The organism is Microbulbifer mixtoriginis (SeqCode) (assembly GCF_052467945.1).
The window spans coordinates 2,618,664-2,637,126 of record NZ_CP174328.1; the positions used below are offsets into that span (position 1 = coordinate 2,618,664).

Consider the following 18,463-nt stretch of genomic DNA (forward strand, 5'->3'; position numbering starts at 1 on the left):
ATTGATTACCCCCATATCATCCAAATAAGAGCCGTCCCTAAAATCAGGCGGTAAATCGCAAATGGCGCCATGCCGATGCGACTAATAAATTGCAGGAAAAAATGAATACATAGATAGGCACTAATAAAAGAAAGCAAAGTACCCAATAAAATATCCCCCCAGGGTACCGACTCTAGGGCGAGTAAATCATAGGTCAGTAACATGGCCGGCAGGGCTATGGCCGGTATGGATAACAAGAAAGAAAAGCGCGCAGCAGCTTCGCGCTTCATTCCGAGCATCAGCCCTGCGGTCATGGTGATACCCGAGCGGGAAGTACCTGGAATAAGCGCCAATACTTGCGCACCACCAATAACTAGGGCTTTTTTCCAGTTAAGTTGCGCTAGGGTTTGCACCCTGGCACCACGCACATCAGCCCACCAAAGCAACAGACCAAAACCGATTGTGGTGGCCGCTATAACTGCTGCTGAGCGTAAATGCGTTTCTATATAGCCTTTAAAAATTAATCCTACCAAACCGACAGGAATCGTAGCCAGCACAATCAGCCAAGCCAAACGCCCTTCATCGCTAAATTGCCTCGATTTAAGTCCCCCTAAACCATCGCGCAGGAGTAGCCAAATATCTTTTCGAAAATAGGTGACTACCGCGATCAGTGATCCAAAATGTACAGCCACATCGAAAGCAAGCCCTTGATCCTGCCACCCTAAAACTTCTGCAGGCAAGATCAGGTGTGCTGAGCTTGAAATAGGGAGAAATTCAGTCAAGCCCTGGATCAGGGCCAGTACAACAATCTGAAATATTTCCATGAATTATCAGGATCGAATTTTTTGACGTTTTTGCCAGGTAACTTCATTGCGAAGATAAACGGGCTCCAAAGCTTCAGCAGATACCATTTCACCAGCTCGGTAGAGAGGAACCGCCAGCTCAGCAATATCCCGTGCATGGATTAAGGCATTCAGATCTAGCTCTGCCGCCCGAGCCTTGCCAAAAGCCTCATAGTGCCAACCGGGACCGGCACCGTAATATGTGTTTGTCAGCTTAGCCTCACTCAATGACAGTAGAACCTGCTCTGGATTCTGTACTGCCTCAGGTATCAAGCTGTCATTAGGCATCTCGGTGCCGTAAATACCCCAGTACACCTGCTGCATACGAGCGTCGAGCATAGCGACAATAGAATCTCCCCCCCACTGCGGGTGCGCCCTTCTGGCACCTAGGGCCAAAGCGGCTAGGCTGGAAACCGGCACTACTGGCTTATCGGCGGAAAAGGCCAGCCCCTGTACACAACTGATAGCGATACGCAGGCCCGTAAATGAACCGGGCCCCCTGCTTACAGCAAAGGCATCCAGGTCGGGAAGGCTCAACTGGGCCTCAGCCAATACCTCATCCACCATTGGTAGCAGGCGCCGTGTATGGTCTCGCTCTGCTTGCACAAAGCGTTCGGTAATCTGGCCATTACTATAAAGTGCCACTGAGCAGGCACCTGACGTGGTATCCAGGGCAAGAATCTTCACAACTATTTCAAACCGGGTTATCGAAGGGAGTGAATTGTGGCACGGTCACAAGGTCTAGTCATGTAGATTAGCGATATTGAGGAAAGAGAAAACCCCGGTATTAACCGGGGTTAATGAAGAGTTAGTCATGCCACTAAGGCATGCTGTGAACTAGAGGAGGTTTAATTAAGCCGCACTCTTGGGTGGTCGACCACGGCGAGCGGTACCGGCCTTAGGTGGGCGCCCTCGACGAGTTGGCGTTTTCTTGGCCGCCTCCGCTTTGCTAGCAGACTTCTTCGGACGCCCTACTCTTTTCGCTGGCTTTGCTGCGGAGGTGGCCTTCTTGGGGCGCCCTACACGCTTGGTGGCTTTAGTTTCAGAAGCAGCCTTTTTGGGGCGGCCTACTTTCTTGGCCGTAGTAGTCTTTTTAGTCGCCGCCTTTTTAGCTTTTTGAGCATCAGCTTTTAGCTTCGCAGCTGCTTTCTTCTCTAGCTCCTTGGCTTTTGTCGCAGCCTTCTTTGCTGCAGCTTTTATCTTAGCCTCAGCTTTTTTCTCGGCGGCTTTGATCTTCTTGGCATGAGCCTTAACACGAGACTTCATCCAGCGCGCTTCGAACGCCTTCAATGCCGCCGCCAGGTCTTTATCTGCCTTGGCAGAAAGGCTTTCAGAAAGGGTGGCCACCTTCTCCTTAGCCGCTTCTTCTGCATGACGCACGGCATCCATGGTCTTGGCCTTGGCAAGCTCCATTTTTGCCATCGCCAGCTTGGCGCGTAAATCTTTTGCTTTACCATTGGCGCTGGTCAAGGAAGCCTTGGCCGCTGCCGTACTACTTTTTTGTGCCCGCGCTTTTGCCTTTGCCACACGATCCATTTGTGCATCCAGCGACTTACTTGCTGCATCCACGGCTTTCTGTGCTTTTACGACTACCGGCGACGCTTTGGTCGATGTAGTTGCCTTTTTAGCACGTGTACTCTTTTTTACTACTCTTGCCATCCCTTGTCTCCTCATTAAAAAGAAGAAGTACTTCCAAAAGTGTGCTGGCAACGCGGCCTGTTAGCTATCGAATAAAACCCGGGGGTTATTTTATTGCTTATACAGAGCGGTGCGCTGCCTATTTCAATACAACTTTATCAAAGTTAATAAAAATACACGGCATTGCAAGTAAAAAAGCGAAAAATGAGAAATTTTTCAGCAAATAAGTCTCTTTTCCTTAACAAATTGCCTTTTGAAGAGGCAAAACACCTAAAAGTAAAAATTATTTTGGGCCTGGCAACTTATCTTCAACAACCGCAGCAAGAGCTTCGATATGATCCGCACGTAAATTTAGCGCGGGAATATAATGGTATTCACTTCCACCCGCTTCGATAAAATTAGCGCGATTCTCTACCGAAATTTCTTCCAATGTCTCTAAACAATCGGCCGAAAATGCTGGGCAAATCACATCAACACTCTTGATACCGCCTTTGCCCCATTCAATCAGAGTTTTATCGGTATAAGGTTGCAACCACTCAGCCTTACCAAAGCGTGACTGAAAAGTAACTTGCCAACGCTCCGGGGAAATTTGTAATTCTTCCGCAAGCAGCCTCGCGGTTTCCTGACAGTGGCGTAAATAGGGGTCCCCTTTATCAACATTTGCTTTGGGGATACCGTGAAAAGAAAGCATTAATTTTTCAGCTTGACCGTGTTTCTGCCAGTGTTCCCTGACAGAGTTGGCGAGAGATTTAATATATAGAGGGTTGTGGTAATAATCACGAACCAGGGAAATATCCGGAATATCACGACTCTTTCGGAAAATTTGCGCCACTTGATCATATATTGCAGCAGTAGTGGTAGCCGAATACTGCGGATATAAAGGGAAAACAACAAAGGACTCATAGCCTTTTGATCGCAAGCTTTCAATAACTTTATCGAGGCGCGGTTCACCGTAAGTCATGGCATACTCTACCGCGATATTCCGCCCTTTATCCTTTAAATGCTTTTGCAGTAGCTGCGCTTGATGGCGGGTATAGTAGAGAAGTGGTGAACCTTCAACTTGCGCATCGTCCGCGCTGCAATTCCAGATTTCCGCATAAGCCGGAGCAATTCTCTTGGGGCGAAAAGGTAATATCAAACCGTTTAGTATTGTAAGCCACAGTGGTCGGGGTATTTCCACTACCCTGGGGTCGGAGAGAAAGTCTCGCAAGAAATCTCTTACGGCGGACGGCGTGGGCTGCGCAGGGGTACCCAGATTCATCAAAACTATCGCTGTGGACATACAAAGACCCGTCTGAAATACAATTTTGCCAGGAATAACCTGCCGGCCATCTTAATGATTGGTCAGTCAACTACAAGGTAAGCGCTTGCGAAACTAAAAAGGAACCCATCGGAGAAGATACAAAAAAGCCCCCAAACGGGGGCTTTTTTTAACAATGTTCAGTGCGATCAGCTCAATGCTTCGATGACCTTATCGCGGATCTCATCCATGCTGCCAACTCCCATCACTTTACTGTATTTCGGAGCTGCTTCAGGGGAGCGCACTTCCAGCTCTCGGTAGAAGCCAACCAGCGGCGCTGTCTGCTCGTGATAAACCGCCAAACGCTTGCGCACGGTCTCTTCGGTATCATCACTGCGCTGTACCAGTGCCTCACCAGTCACATCATCCACACCTTCGCTCTTGGGCGGGTTGTACACAACGTGATAGACGCGGCCTGAACCCTCGTGCACGCGACGCCCAGACAAGCGCTTGACGATTTCTTCATCGTCCACAGCAATTTCCAGCACATGATCGATATGCACATCGGCATCCAGCAGTGCTTGCGCTTGGGGAATAGTGCGGGGGAAACCATCGAAAAGGAATCCATTTGCACAATCTGCCTCTGCGATGCGCTCTTTCACCAGGGCAATAATCAGGTCGTCGGAAACCAGTTTGCCGGCCTCCATGATGTCTTTTGCCTGCAAGCCGAGAGGTGTGCCCGCTTTCACCGCAGCGCGAAGCATATCGCCGGTGGAGATCTGCGGAATGCCGAACTTCTCTGTTATGAATTGTGCCTGAGTGCCTTTACCGGCCCCCGGTGCCCCCAAGAGAATAATTCGCATGTTCAGTAAGCCTCCAAAACTATCGACGCACTAAGAGCCGCCGCGCCAAAAGAGCGCTACCTTACACGTCCACCCCAAATTGGGCAAGATTATGACTGTGGTACCGCTATTACCGCAGAATAAACTGCGGCCAATACGGCTACTTATCTGTCTGAATCCTGTCTTTCTATGTCTTTCGCGCGTTCCCAGAGTCGATCAAGCTCTTGCAGGCTGGCATCTTCTGGCCCACGTCCATCTGTCCTGAGGGCTGCCTCAACAGCGCCAAAACGACGCTCGAACTTACGATTACACTGTCGCAGTGCAGACTCAGGATCAACTTTCAAATGCCTGGCCGCGTTTACACAGGAGAACAACAGGTCGCCGAGCTCCTCCCCAGCATGCTCACGATCACCGGTTGCAATAGCCTCGCGCAATTCGGCTACCTCTTCCTCTATTTTGTCCAGCACACCGGTAATATCTGGCCAATCAAAACCCACCTGTGAGGCACGCTTTTGCAATTTGGCCGCACGCGTCAGCGCGGGTAAGCCCGCGGTAACACCAGCCAGGACTCCACTCTCACCCTTTGCGTTGCGCTCTTCAGCTTTAATGGCTTCCCAGTTTTGCTTTACTTGCGCTTCATCCACTGCAGAGGAGCCATTCTCGCCATAGAGCTTTCCGCTGGGGAATACATGAGGATGGCGTCGCACCAACTTGCGTACCAGGGTGTCCACAATACGGGAAAAGTCGAAATGCCCCTGCTCACGGCCGAGCTGGGAATAGAAGATCACCTGGAACAATAAGTCCCCAAGCTCTTCATGTAGATGTTCGAAATCTTCAAGCTCAATTGCCTCGGCCACTTCATAGGCCTCTTCAATCGTTGAAGGAACAATACTGGAAAATGTCTGTTTCAAATCCCAGGGGCAACCACCGTTTGGGTTACGCAACTGGGACATTAGGTGGAGTAAGTCCTCCACCGAGTATTGGTCTTGCAAGGGTCCCCCTCAGCGCAGCATACGCCGCTTCGCCGATGCGACATTGGGCAGGCGATTAATGCGGTGCAACACGTAACTCAACTCTTCAAAATTATGAATCTCGGCGGTAAGTACCATCTCTACAGTATGCTTATGCTTATTACTGTGCGTCTGCATCGCCGTAATATTGATTTTCTGACTATCGAGCATAGCGGTGACATCGCGCAACAGCCCCAGGCGGTCATAGGCTTCGATAACGATTTCCACCGCATAGAGCTCCCTCGGTTTTGCCGCCCAATTAACTTCTAGTACTCGCTCAGACTCCTCTGCCTGCATACGCAGCATATTCGTGCAGTCTTTACGATGTATCGATACCCCGCGACCAAGAGTGATGTAACCCATAATTTCATCACCGGGAACAGGGTTACAACAACCCGCAATATGCGTCAGTAAATTGCCAACCCCTTCGATATAAACATCGGCTTTGCCCGCTCCCGTGGCCACCGGGGCAGTAAGTGAAGGCACACGCTCCGCGTTGTCGACCTTTACCATACGCTGGGCGGTGTTCAGCACCTGCCCCACACCGATATCCCCAGCTCCCACTGCCGCATAGAGATCATCCAACGAGTGCATATTCAGCTTGGCGGCAAGCTGTTCAAAATTAAAATCACTCAGAGCAAGCTGTTTGAACTCACCATCTAAAATACTGCGACCATCGGCAATATTTTGATCTCGGGCCTGCTGCTTAAACCAGTGGATAATCTTGGCCCGCGCCCGCGAGGTTGTTATATAGCCCATACCGGACGAAAGCCAATCGCGACTGGGGGCTTCACGTTTACCAGTGAGAATCTCCACCTGATTGGCGGTTTCCAGCTCGTGGTTTAATGGCACTATGCGGCCATCCACCTTAGCGCCGCGACAGCGATGACCAATCTCGGTGTGGATTTTATAGGCAAAATCCAGCGGTGTGGCTCCGCGGGGCAAATCGACTACATGGCCATCGGGAGTAAAAACATAGATACGGGAGTCCCCTTCCCCGGTTTGAAGATCTTCTTGTAAGGGATTACCACCCACTTCTTCATGCCAGTCGAGCACTTGCCGCAGCCAGGAGATCTTTTGCTCATAGCTATCTTGGCTCTCTGTTTTCAGGTCGGTGCCCTTATACCGCCAGTGAGCACAGACCCCATATTCAGCCTCCTCGTGCATGGCAAAAGTACGGATTTGCACTTCCAGCACCTTGCGTTCGGGGCCGATCACCGCAGTGTGTAGGGAGCGGTAGCCATTCTCCTTCGGAGAGGCAATATAGTCATCAAACTCGTTGGGAATATTGCGCCAGAGGTTATGTACAATCCCCAGCACCGCGTAACAATCCCGCACGGTAGGCACCAGTATGCGTACAGCACGAATGTCATAAACCTGGGAAAAGCCGATATTCTTGCGGCGCATCTTGCGCCAGATACTGTAGATATGCTTTGCACGGCCATAGACATCACCCTCTATATCCGCCCGCGCCAGTTCAGTGCGAAGAAGCTCCAGCACCTCATCGATATATTCTTGTCGCGCCATCCGCTTTTCATCTAAAAGGCGCGCTATCTGCTTGTAGTCTTCAGGCTCGAGGTAACGGAAGGACAAGTCCTCCAACTCCCACTTGATATGCCCTATACCGAGGCGATGCGCCAGTGGTGCATAGACATCGGCCACCTCGCGAGCGACCCGCTGGCGCTTTGTGGGCTCAGCATTCTTGGCCGCACGAATTGCACAGGTCCGCTCGGCAAGTTTGATCAGCGCAACGCGAACATCATCAACGAGCGCCACCAACATACGGCGAATATTTTCCGAGTGTTCCTCTACCGCACCGCTTTTGCTTTCCTCACCAGTATCGGCACTGCGACTGCGAATCGCCGCCATCCGCAGTACCCCGCGAATAAGCTTGGCTACAACCGACCCAAACTCCTCTTCAACGCTTTTTAGCGCGAGGCGCTTCTCTCGTACTGCTCGGTAGAGCACTGCAGCCACCAGTGCTTCAGAATCAATTTGCAAGTCCGCCAGGATTTCCGCCATTTCAAGGCCGGTGGCAAAACTGCTGGCACCCTCTGCCCAAATATTTTCCGCGGCAATAGCCTGTTGTTCGGCTTCAGCACTTACTTCTGCTGCACGGCGCAAGGTCACTATGGCAGCCCCATCCAGCCCAGCCAGTTTTTGCACATGGCGCAACCAGGCTTCCAGGTCGTGCTCTCTCTCACCTCCAAAGGAATGATGTTTTCTGACTTGAACCATGTTTTAACCGGGCCGAAACAGGAATTTGTAAGCTTACTAGCATTGCTCAGTGGCTTGCATGATGGCAAAACCAAGCAAAAAGAATAACTTCCCAAATTAGGGACGCTTCTATCATAGGTTTGGTCAGACTAAAGTCCACGATTTTCTTTATGTTTTCAACAAGCTGCGTGAAATTTAGCGATAACTCACCCCAGTGGATATGGCTTGATACTGGAAACTGCAAACGACAATACCAATTGGTCAACCACATTGAGTAGCGAGGATTTTTACCAAGGAGAATGCGACTAAAGGAAGGCTTGCCGGGTTGAAGGGCTTTTACAAAGAGACCCGCTCATTTTCGACATCTCTGCGGTGACACTGGAAAACTGAGAAAATCAGCTTCTATTACAGCCTTTTTAGTGAAAGCCTATTCATTAGCCACATAAAGAGAGTTTTAAGCCCTCACCTGCCGCCCACAGCTAAGTAATAGTCTTTGTTTTAATAGAACAATCTACGCACTGACAATCTTAAACTGAGGACACGCTTAAAATCAGAGCATCAAAAAAATAAAAATAAAAGTCGGAGAGAAAAAATATCAAATATACGCAGATAGATTAGCAGGCATATAAAAATTCACACTAAAGTCGGGGGCAACAAAAAATCTGCACACCCGACTGTGCCTTTTTTCCCAGCCTTACTGATTGAACAATCCAGAGGATAAATAGCGATCACCGCGGTCACAGATGATTGCCACAATTATGGCATTCTCCACTTGACTGGAAAGGCGCAGTGCTCCGGCAACCGCTCCGCCGGAAGAAACACCACAGAAGATGCCCTCTTCACGCGCCAGCCTACGTGTCATTTCCTCCGCTTCCCGCTGATCCATATCGATAACGAGATCCACTTCCTCTGGGACAAAAATTTTTGGTAGGTAAGCCTGTGGCCATCGGCGAATTCCGGGAATACTGGAACCATCGGTTGGCTGCAGACCCACAACCTGAACCTCCGGCTTCTGCTCTTTCAGAAAGCGGCCGCAGCCCATTATGGTACCTGTGGTCCCCATAGAAGAGACAAAATGAGTAATTTCCCCAGCGGTCTGCTGCCAAATTTCGGGTCCGGTACCCTCGTAATGGGCCAGAGGGTTATCCGTATTGGCAAACTGATTGAGCACAAGGCCACGACCTTCGGTCTGCATTTGAAGAGCCAGATCCCGAGCACCTTCCATTCCCTCCTCCGCGCTGACCAAAATCAGCTCGGCACCGTATGCTGTCATAGAGGCCTTACGTTCTGCGGTAGCACTGTCCGGCATAATCAGGATCATACGATAACCTTTAATGGCAGCTGCCATTGCCAGTGCGATACCCGTATTGCCGCTGGTAGCTTCTATCAAGGTATCCCCTGGTTTAATCTGTCCTCTTGCCTCGGCGCGGTTGATCATTGATAGCGCCGGGCGATCTTTTACAGAACCGGCCGGATTATTACCTTCCAGCTTAAGCAAAATCGTATTGCTGGTATTACCGGGGAGGCGTTGCAGCTTGATCAGTGGCGTATTACCTACGCAGTCAGCAATCGTTGGGTAATCCATAGTACCTTGAGTCCAGACATATTGCGGCCGCACAGTGTACCCGATGCTCCCTCCCGGGCTAAATACCGACTATTTTGGTGGACTATATAGTCGAGTTATTACAAATATCAAAAAATCGCAAAGCAGAAACATTTACCCAGAGCAGCCCGTATAGGAGTGCGCCTCCTCTCGCATAGGGGTAAAATGGGGAAAAAATAATCGCACAAGACCCTTGATTTCTCATGGCCCCAAATAATACCGACCCTTCCATGCCGGCTCCTTCAGAGCTCCGCTCGTTGCGTTCAACTATGTTTCGCTTCACGGTTGCACCAGCGCTGATTTTGGCCATGACTCTGGCCCTGGTGTTCACACTGCAACAAATGCATGATCGCCGTCAGCTCTTACTCAGCCACGGACGGGCAAGTGCCGAGCAACTGGCCGAGTTAATTGAAATGAGTGGCGGTCACCCTTTCGATCTGCGTATGGAATGGTTACGCAAGAGCCTGTTGGCACTGATGCTGGAAAAGGACATGGTGCGCTCGGTACATATTTATTCCACTGAGGAAAGTAAAAAAATCTCACTGGATAGATCCACTGGGCTGGGGCTTCTGGCCAGTGTGGGCCCACGACCACGCACTCCGCTTACAAACCACCAACTCAATCAGCGCGAAGCTTTTATTTTTGAAGATGATGAAACCCTACAGGTATTACAGCCATTAAAGGGGGACATCACCACCTGCTGGATTAGTATCGAGCTACACCGGCCCTATTTTCTTGTGGGCACCTACCAAGTATTACTCGTGGGCTTGGTGGGCTTAATTATTTGCACCTTGGCCGCCCTAGCTTGGTCGGTGATTTTATCTGAGCGTTTTGCTCACAGCCTGGTACGTATGGGACAGGTATTACAAGCCATGGGGCGCGGTGAGTTTGACCGCCGCATTCACGAGATAGAGAACCGCGAACTCGCACAACTGGCCGATCAGATTAACGAGATGGGTGAAAGTCTTGCCAATTACCAGCGGGACTATAAATCGAACATGCTGCAGAGCATGGACGATCTACGTCAGTCTCTCGACAGTATGGAAGAGCAAAATATCGAGTTGGACCTGGCACGCAAAAGGGCCCAGGAGGCGAGCCGTATCAAGTCGACCTTCCTTGCCAATACCAGCCATGAAATCCGCACACCATTAAACGGCATTATCGGGTTTACTAATTTATTGCTTAAAACCGAGATCGATGAGCTACAACAGGACTACCTGCAAACCATTCTACGCTCCTCAGAAAACCTGCTCACCACAATTAACGATATCCTGGATTTTTCTCGAATCGAGTCCGGCAATTTGGTGCTCGACCATATCCCTATGGACCTGGGGCAGCTGCTTGAGGAGACCCTGCAAATTCTTGCCCCTTATGCCTATGAGCATCACCTGGAACTGGTGCCACTGATTGACCCACAACTGCCTGTCACCCTGGTGGGCGATCCTCTACGTACAAAGCAAATATTTACCAACCTGCTCGGTAACGCCGTGCGCAGTTCCGAGAATGGTAATATCCCGGTACGCCTCACTGTACAGAGCAATAAGGACTCTGAACTGGTATTGCGAATCAGTGTTACCGACCTTGGCAATCGCATTGATGAGCCCGGTCGCCGCGAGCTGGAACAAATTCTCAACGCCAAAACACCACAACATTCGCAGCAGATCAGCGCCAACGGGCTCGGAATCTCTATCGCTCGCAGCCTCGTCGAGCGCATGCGCGGTTGCACGGGTATGGAAGTAGCTGCAAATGGTGCCAGCACCTGCTGGGTGGAACTGACCCTGGTACCGGAACGCAACCGCGGCATCCCGCCACGGGTGCTTTTCCCAGACTGCCGCATACTGATTGCCGACCCCAACGAATTGACCCGCTCCCAGGTTGCTCAACTGCTTAAACAGTGGCAGGTTGAACCCATTGAACTTGCCGATACCGATACTCTGCAGCCAGCAATTGAACAAATGTGGCGGCACGATGCGCTGCCAGATGCAGTGATTATCGATACCGCCATCGCCAAGGGAGACTTTGACAGCTTCAGCATGAAGGTACAGTCCCTGGTCGATGCCTATCAATGCCGGGTAATCGTACTCGGTGCCCCAGCAGAGCTGCGCCGCTGCTATGAGCAGTTGCGCACCCGCACCTTAACTTTCCTTGGCAAGCCGGTAACCCGCGAGAACCTGCTTCGCGCCCTGAAAAGAGCCGTCCCCCAACAGAGCCAGCCTCGCCCCAGTAATGGTGCCGTACCCGCCCTCCCCTGGCCCGCGCCACCGCGTGTCCTGGCCGTGGATGATCACGCCGCTAACCGGCGCCTGGTCGGCGAGTTACTGCGCGCCCAGGGTGTAGAGGTGGTGATCGCCGCCAGTGGTGAAGAAGCCTTACTACATTGGCAGCAAAGCACGTTCGACTTGGTCTTTATGGATATCCAGATGCCCGGTATGGACGGTATTGAAGTCACCCGCTGCATCCGCGAACGAGAGACCGGCCGCCGCACGCCCATTATTGCACTCACTGCCCATGTGGGAGCCGAGGAGAAGGCGAGGCTACTGTCCGCAGGGCTAGACGACTACCTGAGCAAACCAGTAAGCGAAGCCCAGTTGTCCCATATGATCAAACGCTGGCTCAAAATTATCACTCCACAAGTGGTAGAAAAATTGAACCCAAACCAGATGCGCCTGGTGGATATCGGAGAGAGTCTCAACCTGGCAAATGGCGATGCAAAACTGGCCAGGGATATGCTGCAAATGCTCGTGGATGGGTTGATAACCGATGAACGGGAACTGGAGCGACTACAGGGTCTAGGCGACATAAAAGGCATGTTTGAGTTGACCCACCGCATGCACGGCGGCTGTTGTTATTGTGGCGTATCACGCCTACGAGAGGCCACTTGTGTGTTACAGGAGGAGTTACGTATCCAGCAAAATCAGGAGAATCCCCAGCTCGACCGCCGCAAATTGGATAGGGCACTCAGGGAAATTCGCGCCCTGCGAGAATGGGCCTCCGAGCAGGATCTCGACACACTGTTTGGGTTGGAGGTTGCCTGACTCGCAGTGAATTAAGGCCGGGGAGATGCTCCGGCCTAACTGCGAGCTTCAAAAATCACGAACGCCAGGGCTGCATCCTTTTCATCGGAAAGGGAGAGGTGTATCACCTCCACTCCCATCGCCTGAGCCCGCCTCTGCGCTCCACCCCGCAGCAGCACCTGCGGAGCTGCACCCTGGCGCCGGCGCACTTCAATATCCTGCCAGGAAACACCTTCTCCAATACCAGTACCTAGGGCTTTACCCACCGCTTCTTTAGCTGCAAAGCGTTTGCACAAATAGGCCGCTCTATTGGCCTCGGCAAGATCGGCAAAATCACAGCGTTCGCCACCACTCAATATACGCTCCACGAAACGATCACCATGGCGGCGCCAAACTGACTCGATACGGCTGTAATTGCAAATGTCGGTACCGATGCTAACAATCATTTCCCGTAAACCTGTTTAAATAACTCGCGGCTCTGCAAGGGCTTCTCCCCCAGTAATGTGCGCAACAAAATACGGGTTAAACGCTTTGCCGGGCCCAATACTTCTGCCGGCCACTTGCCAGACTCTTTAGCCCGCAGTATCCCCAGCAGCTCTGAACCAAAAAACTCCCACTCACGCAGAGCAGTGGCACCCTGCCTGTGCACCGGCACAAAGCCCACCTCCAATTCCAACCTGTAGCTGCCGGCCTCACTCACAACGCCCTGACTCTGCACACAATAATCCAACGGTGGGCAACTACCCAACTCCGCGAGCAGCTGTAATTCGAAACTGCGCAGTGGTCCTTCCAACTCTGCACTGTCCGTACCTCCCAGATCTGATAGCTCCTGCAATAGACGCTGATAGGTGGCAAAAAGACCTATGTGCGCCTCGCCCTCCGGTAGCAAGCGCACCATCAACTCATTGGCGTAGAGCCCGCCATAGACAGCACGTCCCTTAAGCCAGAGTGGAACTCCAACATTCTCCACGGGCCCGAGGGTTTTCAGAGATCCAGCACCGAGCAGAGTAACTAATAGAGGCGTAAAAGGTTGCAGCGCCTGCTGGCGCCGCTGCTTGTCCCTCCGCGCACCGCGGGCAACACAACCAATACGGCCATGGTTTGGAGTGAATAACTCAAGAATCAGGCTGGAGTCGCGATAGGGCCGGGCGTGGAGAATGTACGCCGGCTGCGCCGGCGGTGGTGTCTTCATGGCGGACGAGTCAGGGGAAGAGGGTTACTCGTCCCGATAACCGAGACTGCGTAGGGCACGCTCGTCATCAGACCAGCCGGACTTCACCTTAACCCACAAATTCAGCATTATCTTGCAATCGAACAGGCGCTCCATATCTTCACGAGCCTGGCTGCCAATCTGCTTGATACGCTCACCCTTGTTGCCGATGATAATGCGCTTCTGCCCAGATCTCTCCACCAGGATCGCCGCACTGATATGCAGAATCTTCCCTTCCTGTTTGAACTCCTCAACCTCAACAGTGACTTGGTAGGGCACTTCCGCACCCAGCTGACGCATAATTTTTTCACGCACAATCTCTGCGGCGAGGAAGCGTGAACTGCGATCAGTAACTTGATCCTCTGGGAAGAAGTGTTGCCCCTCTGGCAAATGCTTGAGGATTACCTCTTCTAAGGAATCGAGGTTGACGTTGCGCAGTGCCGAGATCGGCACAATTTCAGCCTTAGGGTGCTGTTCCGCCAAAGCCTGCAGCTGAGGCAGCAGATCACTCTTATCCTCCAGCTGATCGACTTTATTGACGGCGATAATCAGCGGACACTTGAGACCGCGCAACTTGTCGGCCACCAGCTGGTCACCCTCACTCCAGCGGGTGCGCTCCACGACAAACACCACCACATCTACATCCCGCGCTGCACTGGAAGCGGCGCGGTTCATATAGCGGTTGATGGCCTTTTCCTGATCCGAATGCAGGCCGGGTGTGTCCACAAAAATAACCTGATTGGGGCCATCGGTTTTAATACCGAGCATGTTGTGGCGGGTTGTCTGGGGCTTGCGTGAAGTAATCGCCAGCTTCTGGCCCAGCAAATGGTTAAGCAGCGTGGACTTTCCCACATTGGGGCGGCCGACGATCGCTACATAGCCGCAGCGAGAGGGTTGTTCGCTCAAGAAGTTTCTCCGAAAGGGTTGAAGTGCCCAGCGAAACCGGGCTGTGCTCGCCCCCGCACACAGGGGCTATCTGTCCGAGCCGGGCGATAAACCGCTGCGCTCTAATTGTAAGGTTAGTCCTGCCCAGTGAGGCGCTTATAAGCCTCTATCGCAGCAGTTTTCTCTGCGGCGCGGCGACTATTGGCCTCGCCGCGAACCGGCTGGGCCAAACCACTAACCCGGCATTCTACGATAAAGTGCTGGGCGTGCTCAGCACCGGACACATCCACGACTGAATACTCAGGCAGTGGCTTTTTACGGGCCTGGAGCCATTCCTGCAAGCGGGTTTTGGGGTCTTTCACCGTCTCCAGTGACAGCTCCTGCAGCCGTGGTGCAAACCATGCCAGCACTCTAGCGCGCGCTGCCTCCAGACCGGCATCAAGGTAGATAGCACCGATCAGGGCCTCCACCGCATCAGCCAGGATAGAGGCACGGCGAAAGCCGCCGCTTTTCATCTCCCCCTCGCCCAGGCGTAAGCAGTCGCCAATATCCAGCTCTCGCGCCAGCTTGGCTAGGGTTTCACCACTGACCAGTTGCGCGCGCAAACGGCTCAGCTGGCCCTCGCGGCCCTGGGGAAATTGCTCATAGAGTGCGGCACCAATAGTAAAGCCGAGAATGGAATCGCCGAGAAATTCCAAACGCTCGTTGTTACGGCTACCGTGGGATCGGTGTGTAAGCGCCAACTCCAAAAGAGTGCCTTGTTCAAATTTGTGGCCAAGGCGCTGGCAGAGGCGCTCCAGTAAAAGGTCAGTCACGTTTGCGGAATTGCTCCAGATCTATCAAAGGATCACAACAAAGCTCAGGCTTGGCCGTATTGAGCTGTTTGTTAAATTTCATCACGACATCCACGTTATAAATCAGCGGCTGGCGCAACTCGTAATTAATACTGACCACAGTACTTTTCGCGCCACGCACCACCTGCAATGCTTTAGTGGGCTCTCCACGCACATTATTGATCAGAAAGAAACGGCCCAGCTCTTTCTTGATCTGGCCGGTCGACATATTTTCCAGCTCCGGGTTCTCACCCAGAGTTCTCAGGGCCTCACTCACATAACGCGCATCCACGTAGGCTGGGGCCATTTTAGAAACACAGGTAAGGGCAAAGCCCAACACCGCAATAACCAACAACCAACCCCAGTAACTCATGCCGCGCTGACGCTTTAGTGAAACCCGGATAACACTACTCATTACCTTTGCCCTCAATCCATATCGCCGGCACAACGCCGGCCATTTTCGTTATTGGATAGAGCCTACACGTTTAAAGCTGGGCAAACTGAGCCAGTTGTCCCAGTGCATCCAAATAGCAAAGGCTTTACCCACTACGTCACGCTCAGGTACAAAGCCCCATGCACGGCTGTCGAGGCTGTTATCGCGGTTGTCACCCATCATAAAGTAATGGCCTTCCGGAACTACACCACTAAAGTTACCGTACTGACTGGCAGGGATATTTTTTTGCATTAAATGGCGCTTGCCATAGAGATTTTCCCACAATATTTCCTGTCTCGGATTTACCGGGGGCATCGCCTGAATCAGCTCCTGCGGTGCCAGCTCACCGTTGACATAGAGCACATTGTTTTTCAGCTCAATTTTGTCACCGGGAAGGCCAATAACCCGCTTGATAAAGTAGGTATCATTCATGTGCGGTGGGAAAAACACCATCACGTCGCCGCGCTGAGGCTCGCCGACATCTACTACTTTTTTACGGGAGACCGGCAAGCGCAAGCCGTACTCATACTTATTGACCAGAATAAAATCACCAACCTGAAGGGTTGGGATCATGGAGCCAGAGGGAATCTGGAAAGGCTCGACAATAAAAGAGCGCAACACAAAAACGATTGCCAGGATTGGGAAGAACGACTTTGCGTACTCCACAACCACTGGATCCTCTTGCTTGCCCCCGCCTTCTTTTTTGCGGCGACGGGCAAAAAACAGGCTGTCTACCAGCCAGATACCGCCACTGATAACGACTAACCAGAGCAGAATCAGAGGTAAATTAATATCCATTATGTATCTCTATTTTCCTTGAAGCCAATAGCGGACCTAGCCGCTATTGATCCACCTTCAGCACGGCCAGGAAGGCCTCTTGTGGCACTTCCACTCGACCGAGCTGTTTCATACGGCGCTTACCCGCTTTCTGCTTTTCAAGCAGTTTTTTCTTACGGGTGACATCGCCACCATAACATTTTGCAGTCACATTCTTACGCAGAGCCTTTACGGTGGTACGGGCCACCACTTGACCACCAATAGCCGCCTGAATTGCCACATCGAACATCTGCCGGGGAATCAATTCTTTCATTTTTTCCGCCATGGCACGCCCCTTCTGCTGGGCATTCTCACGGTGCACGATCAGCGCCAGGGCATCGACTCGATCCCCGTTAATGAGGATATCCAGACGCACCAGTTTTGCCGCTTCGAAGCGTACAAAGCTGTAATCCAGGGAAGCAAAGCCACGGCTCACCGACTTGAGGCGGTCGAAGAAATCCATCACCACTTCACTCATGGGTAGCTCATAGCGCAGGGATACCTGGGAGCCCACGTACTGCATATCTTTCTGAATACCGCGCTTCTCCACGCAGAGAGTAATCACGTTGCCCAGATATTCCTGCGGTACCAGGATATTCACCTCGGCAATAGGCTCACGCATCTCCTCAATGTTACCCACATCCGGCAGGCGCGATGGGTTATCCACCATCACCACTTCGCCGTCGGTCTGCTCAACCTCATACACCACGGTTGGCGCGGTGGTGATCAAGTCGAGATCATACTCGCGCTCCAAACGCTCCTGGATAATCTCCATGTGCAGCATACCGAGGAAGCCGCAGCGGAAACCAAAGCCGAGCGCATCAGAGGTCTCAGGCTCATAGAACAAAGAGGCATCGTTAAGAGAAAGCTTCTCCAGCGCATCGCGGAAGCCTTCGTAATCGTCGGAGCTAACCGGGAACAAACCCGCGTAAACCTGTGGTTTGACCTTCTGGAAGCCCGGCAGCATTTCGATTTCATCGGCACCCTTAGCGTGGGTCAGGGTATCGCCCACTGGCGCGCCATGGATATCCTTGATGCCAGCCACAACAAAACCCACTTCACCGGCACGCAGCACGCCAGTTTCTTTGCGCTTGGGGGTAAAGATACCGACGTTATCCACCACATGGGGGCGACCAATCGACTTGGTGACAATCTTGTCTTTGGTTTTCAGGGTGCCCTGCACCACTCGTACCAGGGACACAACGCCCAAATAGCTATCGAACCAGGAGTCGATGATCAGGGCCTGTAGCGGCGCATCCACATCACCCTCGGGTGGTGGAACCTGACGCACCAGATCCTCAAGGACATCCTCTACACCCAGACCGGACTTGGCGCTGCAACGGGTCGCATCAGCTGCATCGATGCCGATGATTTCCTCAATTTCCTCAGCGACTTTATCCGGGTCCGCTTGGGGCAAGTCCATCTTGTTTAGTACCGGGATAACCTCCAGGCCCTGCTCAATCGCCGTATAACAGTTGGCCACTGACTGGGCCTCGACACCTTGTGCGGCATCCACTACCAACAGCGCCCCTTCACAGGCTGCCAGGGAGCGGGATACCTCGTAGGAGAAGTCCACGTGTCCCGGGGTATCGATAAAGTTCAACTGGTAGGTCTTACCATCCCGCGCTTTGTAGTCGAGCGTTACACTCTGCGCCTTGATGGTAATACCGCGCTCGCGCTCCAACTCCATGCTGTCGAGCACCTGGGCTTCCATTTCGCGGTCTGAGAGCCCACCGCAATCCTGAATAAAGCGGTCCGCCAGGGTAGATTTCCCGTGGTCGATATGGGCAATAATGGAGAAATTGCGGATATGTGAGAGATCTGTGGCCACTGCGGAATAAAAACCCTTGAAAAATCAAATGATTAGCTGGCGGAGCTGCCAGCTGTGTGGCGCAAGTCTA

Annotated in this window: 16 protein-coding genes; 1 reads left to right on the forward strand and 15 read right to left on the reverse strand. The window is 52.2% G+C overall.

Annotated elements, in window-relative coordinates; all coding sequences use genetic code 11:
- Nucleotides 1–5 precede the first annotated feature (5 nt).
- From ACJJIJ_RS11495 to cysM, 8 genes are all read right to left on the reverse strand, one after another.
- Entirely contained in the window at nt 6–803 is a 798-nt protein-coding gene (locus tag ACJJIJ_RS11495; protein ID WP_444937457.1) for an undecaprenyl-diphosphate phosphatase, read from the reverse strand.
- A gap of 6 nt (nt 804–809) precedes the next feature.
- Nucleotides 810–1,508, reverse strand: a complete 699-nt coding sequence (gene tsaB, locus ACJJIJ_RS11500; RefSeq protein ID WP_444937458.1) for a tRNA (adenosine(37)-N6)-threonylcarbamoyltransferase complex dimerization subunit type 1 TsaB — start codon at nt 1,506–1,508, stop codon at nt 810–812.
- Nucleotides 1,509–1,673: 165 nt separating this feature from the next.
- A complete protein-coding gene (locus ACJJIJ_RS11505) occupies nt 1,674–2,480 on the reverse strand; it encodes a hypothetical protein (protein ID WP_444889774.1) in 807 nt (268 codons plus the stop codon).
- Between the two features lie 262 nt (nt 2,481–2,742).
- Nucleotides 2,743–3,741, reverse strand: coding sequence for a ferrochelatase (gene hemH, locus ACJJIJ_RS11510; protein WP_444937459.1), 999 nt, complete (start codon nt 3,739–3,741; stop codon nt 2,743–2,745).
- A gap of 167 nt (nt 3,742–3,908) precedes the next feature.
- Nucleotides 3,909–4,562 (reverse strand): adenylate kinase, encoded by a 654-nt coding sequence (adk, locus tag ACJJIJ_RS11515; RefSeq protein WP_444884231.1) that lies wholly within the window; start codon nt 4,560–4,562, stop codon nt 3,909–3,911.
- A gap of 143 nt (nt 4,563–4,705) precedes the next feature.
- The gene (gene mazG, locus ACJJIJ_RS11520; protein WP_444937460.1) at nt 4,706–5,533 is read right to left on the reverse strand and encodes a nucleoside triphosphate pyrophosphohydrolase; all 828 of its coding nucleotides are present in this window, start codon (nt 5,531–5,533) and stop codon (nt 4,706–4,708) included.
- Between the two features lie 9 nt (nt 5,534–5,542).
- Nucleotides 5,543–7,789, reverse strand: coding sequence for a GTP diphosphokinase (relA, locus tag ACJJIJ_RS11525; protein WP_444937461.1), 2,247 nt, complete (start codon nt 7,787–7,789; stop codon nt 5,543–5,545).
- A 673-nt stretch (nt 7,790–8,462) separates the two neighbouring features.
- Entirely contained in the window at nt 8,463–9,353 is an 891-nt protein-coding gene (cysM, locus tag ACJJIJ_RS11530) for a cysteine synthase CysM (protein WP_444937462.1), read from the reverse strand.
- 287 nt (nt 9,354–9,640) lie between these two features.
- On the opposite strand from cysM, the gene ACJJIJ_RS11535 reads away from it, so the two are divergent.
- Entirely contained in the window at nt 9,641–12,406 is a 2,766-nt protein-coding gene (locus ACJJIJ_RS11535; RefSeq protein WP_444889773.1) for a response regulator, read from the forward strand.
- Between the two features lie 35 nt (nt 12,407–12,441).
- On the opposite strand, the gene acpS is transcribed toward ACJJIJ_RS11535, so the two are convergent.
- The 7 genes from acpS to lepA form a co-directional block, all read right to left on the reverse strand.
- A complete protein-coding gene (acpS, locus tag ACJJIJ_RS11540) occupies nt 12,442–12,831 on the reverse strand; it encodes a holo-ACP synthase (protein ID WP_252082544.1) in 390 nt (129 codons plus the stop codon).
- On the reverse strand, nt 12,828–13,577 hold the full coding sequence (gene recO / locus ACJJIJ_RS11545) for a DNA repair protein RecO (RefSeq protein ID WP_444937463.1): 750 nt from the start codon (nt 13,575–13,577) through the stop codon (nt 12,828–12,830). The genes acpS and recO overlap by 4 nt, the downstream gene beginning before the upstream one ends.
- Before the next feature lie 24 nt (nt 13,578–13,601).
- Nucleotides 13,602–14,501, reverse strand: a complete 900-nt coding sequence (gene era, locus ACJJIJ_RS11550; RefSeq protein WP_444937464.1) for a GTPase Era — start codon at nt 14,499–14,501, stop codon at nt 13,602–13,604.
- A gap of 113 nt (nt 14,502–14,614) precedes the next feature.
- On the reverse strand, nt 14,615–15,295 hold the full coding sequence (gene rnc, locus ACJJIJ_RS11555; RefSeq protein ID WP_444923050.1) for a ribonuclease III: 681 nt from the start codon (nt 15,293–15,295) through the stop codon (nt 14,615–14,617).
- Nucleotides 15,288–15,728: a DUF4845 domain-containing protein gene (locus ACJJIJ_RS11560; RefSeq protein WP_252082554.1), complete on the reverse strand. Its 441-nt coding sequence runs from the start codon at nt 15,726–15,728 to the stop codon at nt 15,288–15,290. Before ACJJIJ_RS11560 ends, rnc begins: the two co-directional genes overlap by 8 nt.
- Before the next feature lie 48 nt (nt 15,729–15,776).
- Nucleotides 15,777–16,544, reverse strand: coding sequence for a signal peptidase I (lepB, locus tag ACJJIJ_RS11565; RefSeq protein ID WP_444937465.1), 768 nt, complete (start codon nt 16,542–16,544; stop codon nt 15,777–15,779).
- Nucleotides 16,545–16,587: 43 nt separating this feature from the next.
- On the reverse strand, nt 16,588–18,393 hold the full coding sequence (lepA, locus tag ACJJIJ_RS11570) for a translation elongation factor 4 (protein ID WP_252082557.1): 1,806 nt from the start codon (nt 18,391–18,393) through the stop codon (nt 16,588–16,590).
- Nucleotides 18,394–18,463 lie beyond the last annotated feature (70 nt).

Excerpts from the sequence above, each read along its gene's own strand:
- adk (WP_444884231.1), bottom strand. The coding sequence starts at position 4,562 with ATGCGAATTATTCTCTTGGGGGCACCGGGGGCCGGTAAAGGCACTCAG.
- relA (WP_444937461.1), bottom strand. The coding sequence starts at position 7,789 with ATGGTTCAAGTCAGAAAACATCATTCCTTTGGAGGTGAGAGAGAGCAC.
- acpS (WP_252082544.1), bottom strand. The coding sequence starts at position 12,831 with ATGATTGTTAGCATCGGTACCGACATTTGCAATTACAGCCGTATCGAG.
- cysM (WP_444937462.1), bottom strand. The coding sequence starts at position 9,353 with ATGGATTACCCAACGATTGCTGACTGCGTAGGTAATACGCCACTGATC.
- ACJJIJ_RS11535 (WP_444889773.1), top strand. The coding sequence starts at position 9,641 with ATGTTTCGCTTCACGGTTGCACCAGCGCTGATTTTGGCCATGACTCTG.
- ACJJIJ_RS11560 (WP_252082554.1), bottom strand. The coding sequence starts at position 15,728 with ATGAGTAGTGTTATCCGGGTTTCACTAAAGCGTCAGCGCGGCATGAGT.
- hemH (WP_444937459.1), bottom strand. The coding sequence starts at position 3,741 with ATGTCCACAGCGATAGTTTTGATGAATCTGGGTACCCCTGCGCAGCCC.
- ACJJIJ_RS11495 (WP_444937457.1), bottom strand. The coding sequence starts at position 803 with ATGGAAATATTTCAGATTGTTGTACTGGCCCTGATCCAGGGCTTGACT.
- recO (WP_444937463.1), bottom strand. The coding sequence starts at position 13,577 with ATGAAGACACCACCGCCGGCGCAGCCGGCGTACATTCTCCACGCCCGG.
- lepB (WP_444937465.1), bottom strand. The coding sequence starts at position 16,544 with ATGGATATTAATTTACCTCTGATTCTGCTCTGGTTAGTCGTTATCAGT.
- ACJJIJ_RS11505 (WP_444889774.1), bottom strand. The coding sequence starts at position 2,480 with ATGGCAAGAGTAGTAAAAAAGAGTACACGTGCTAAAAAGGCAACTACA.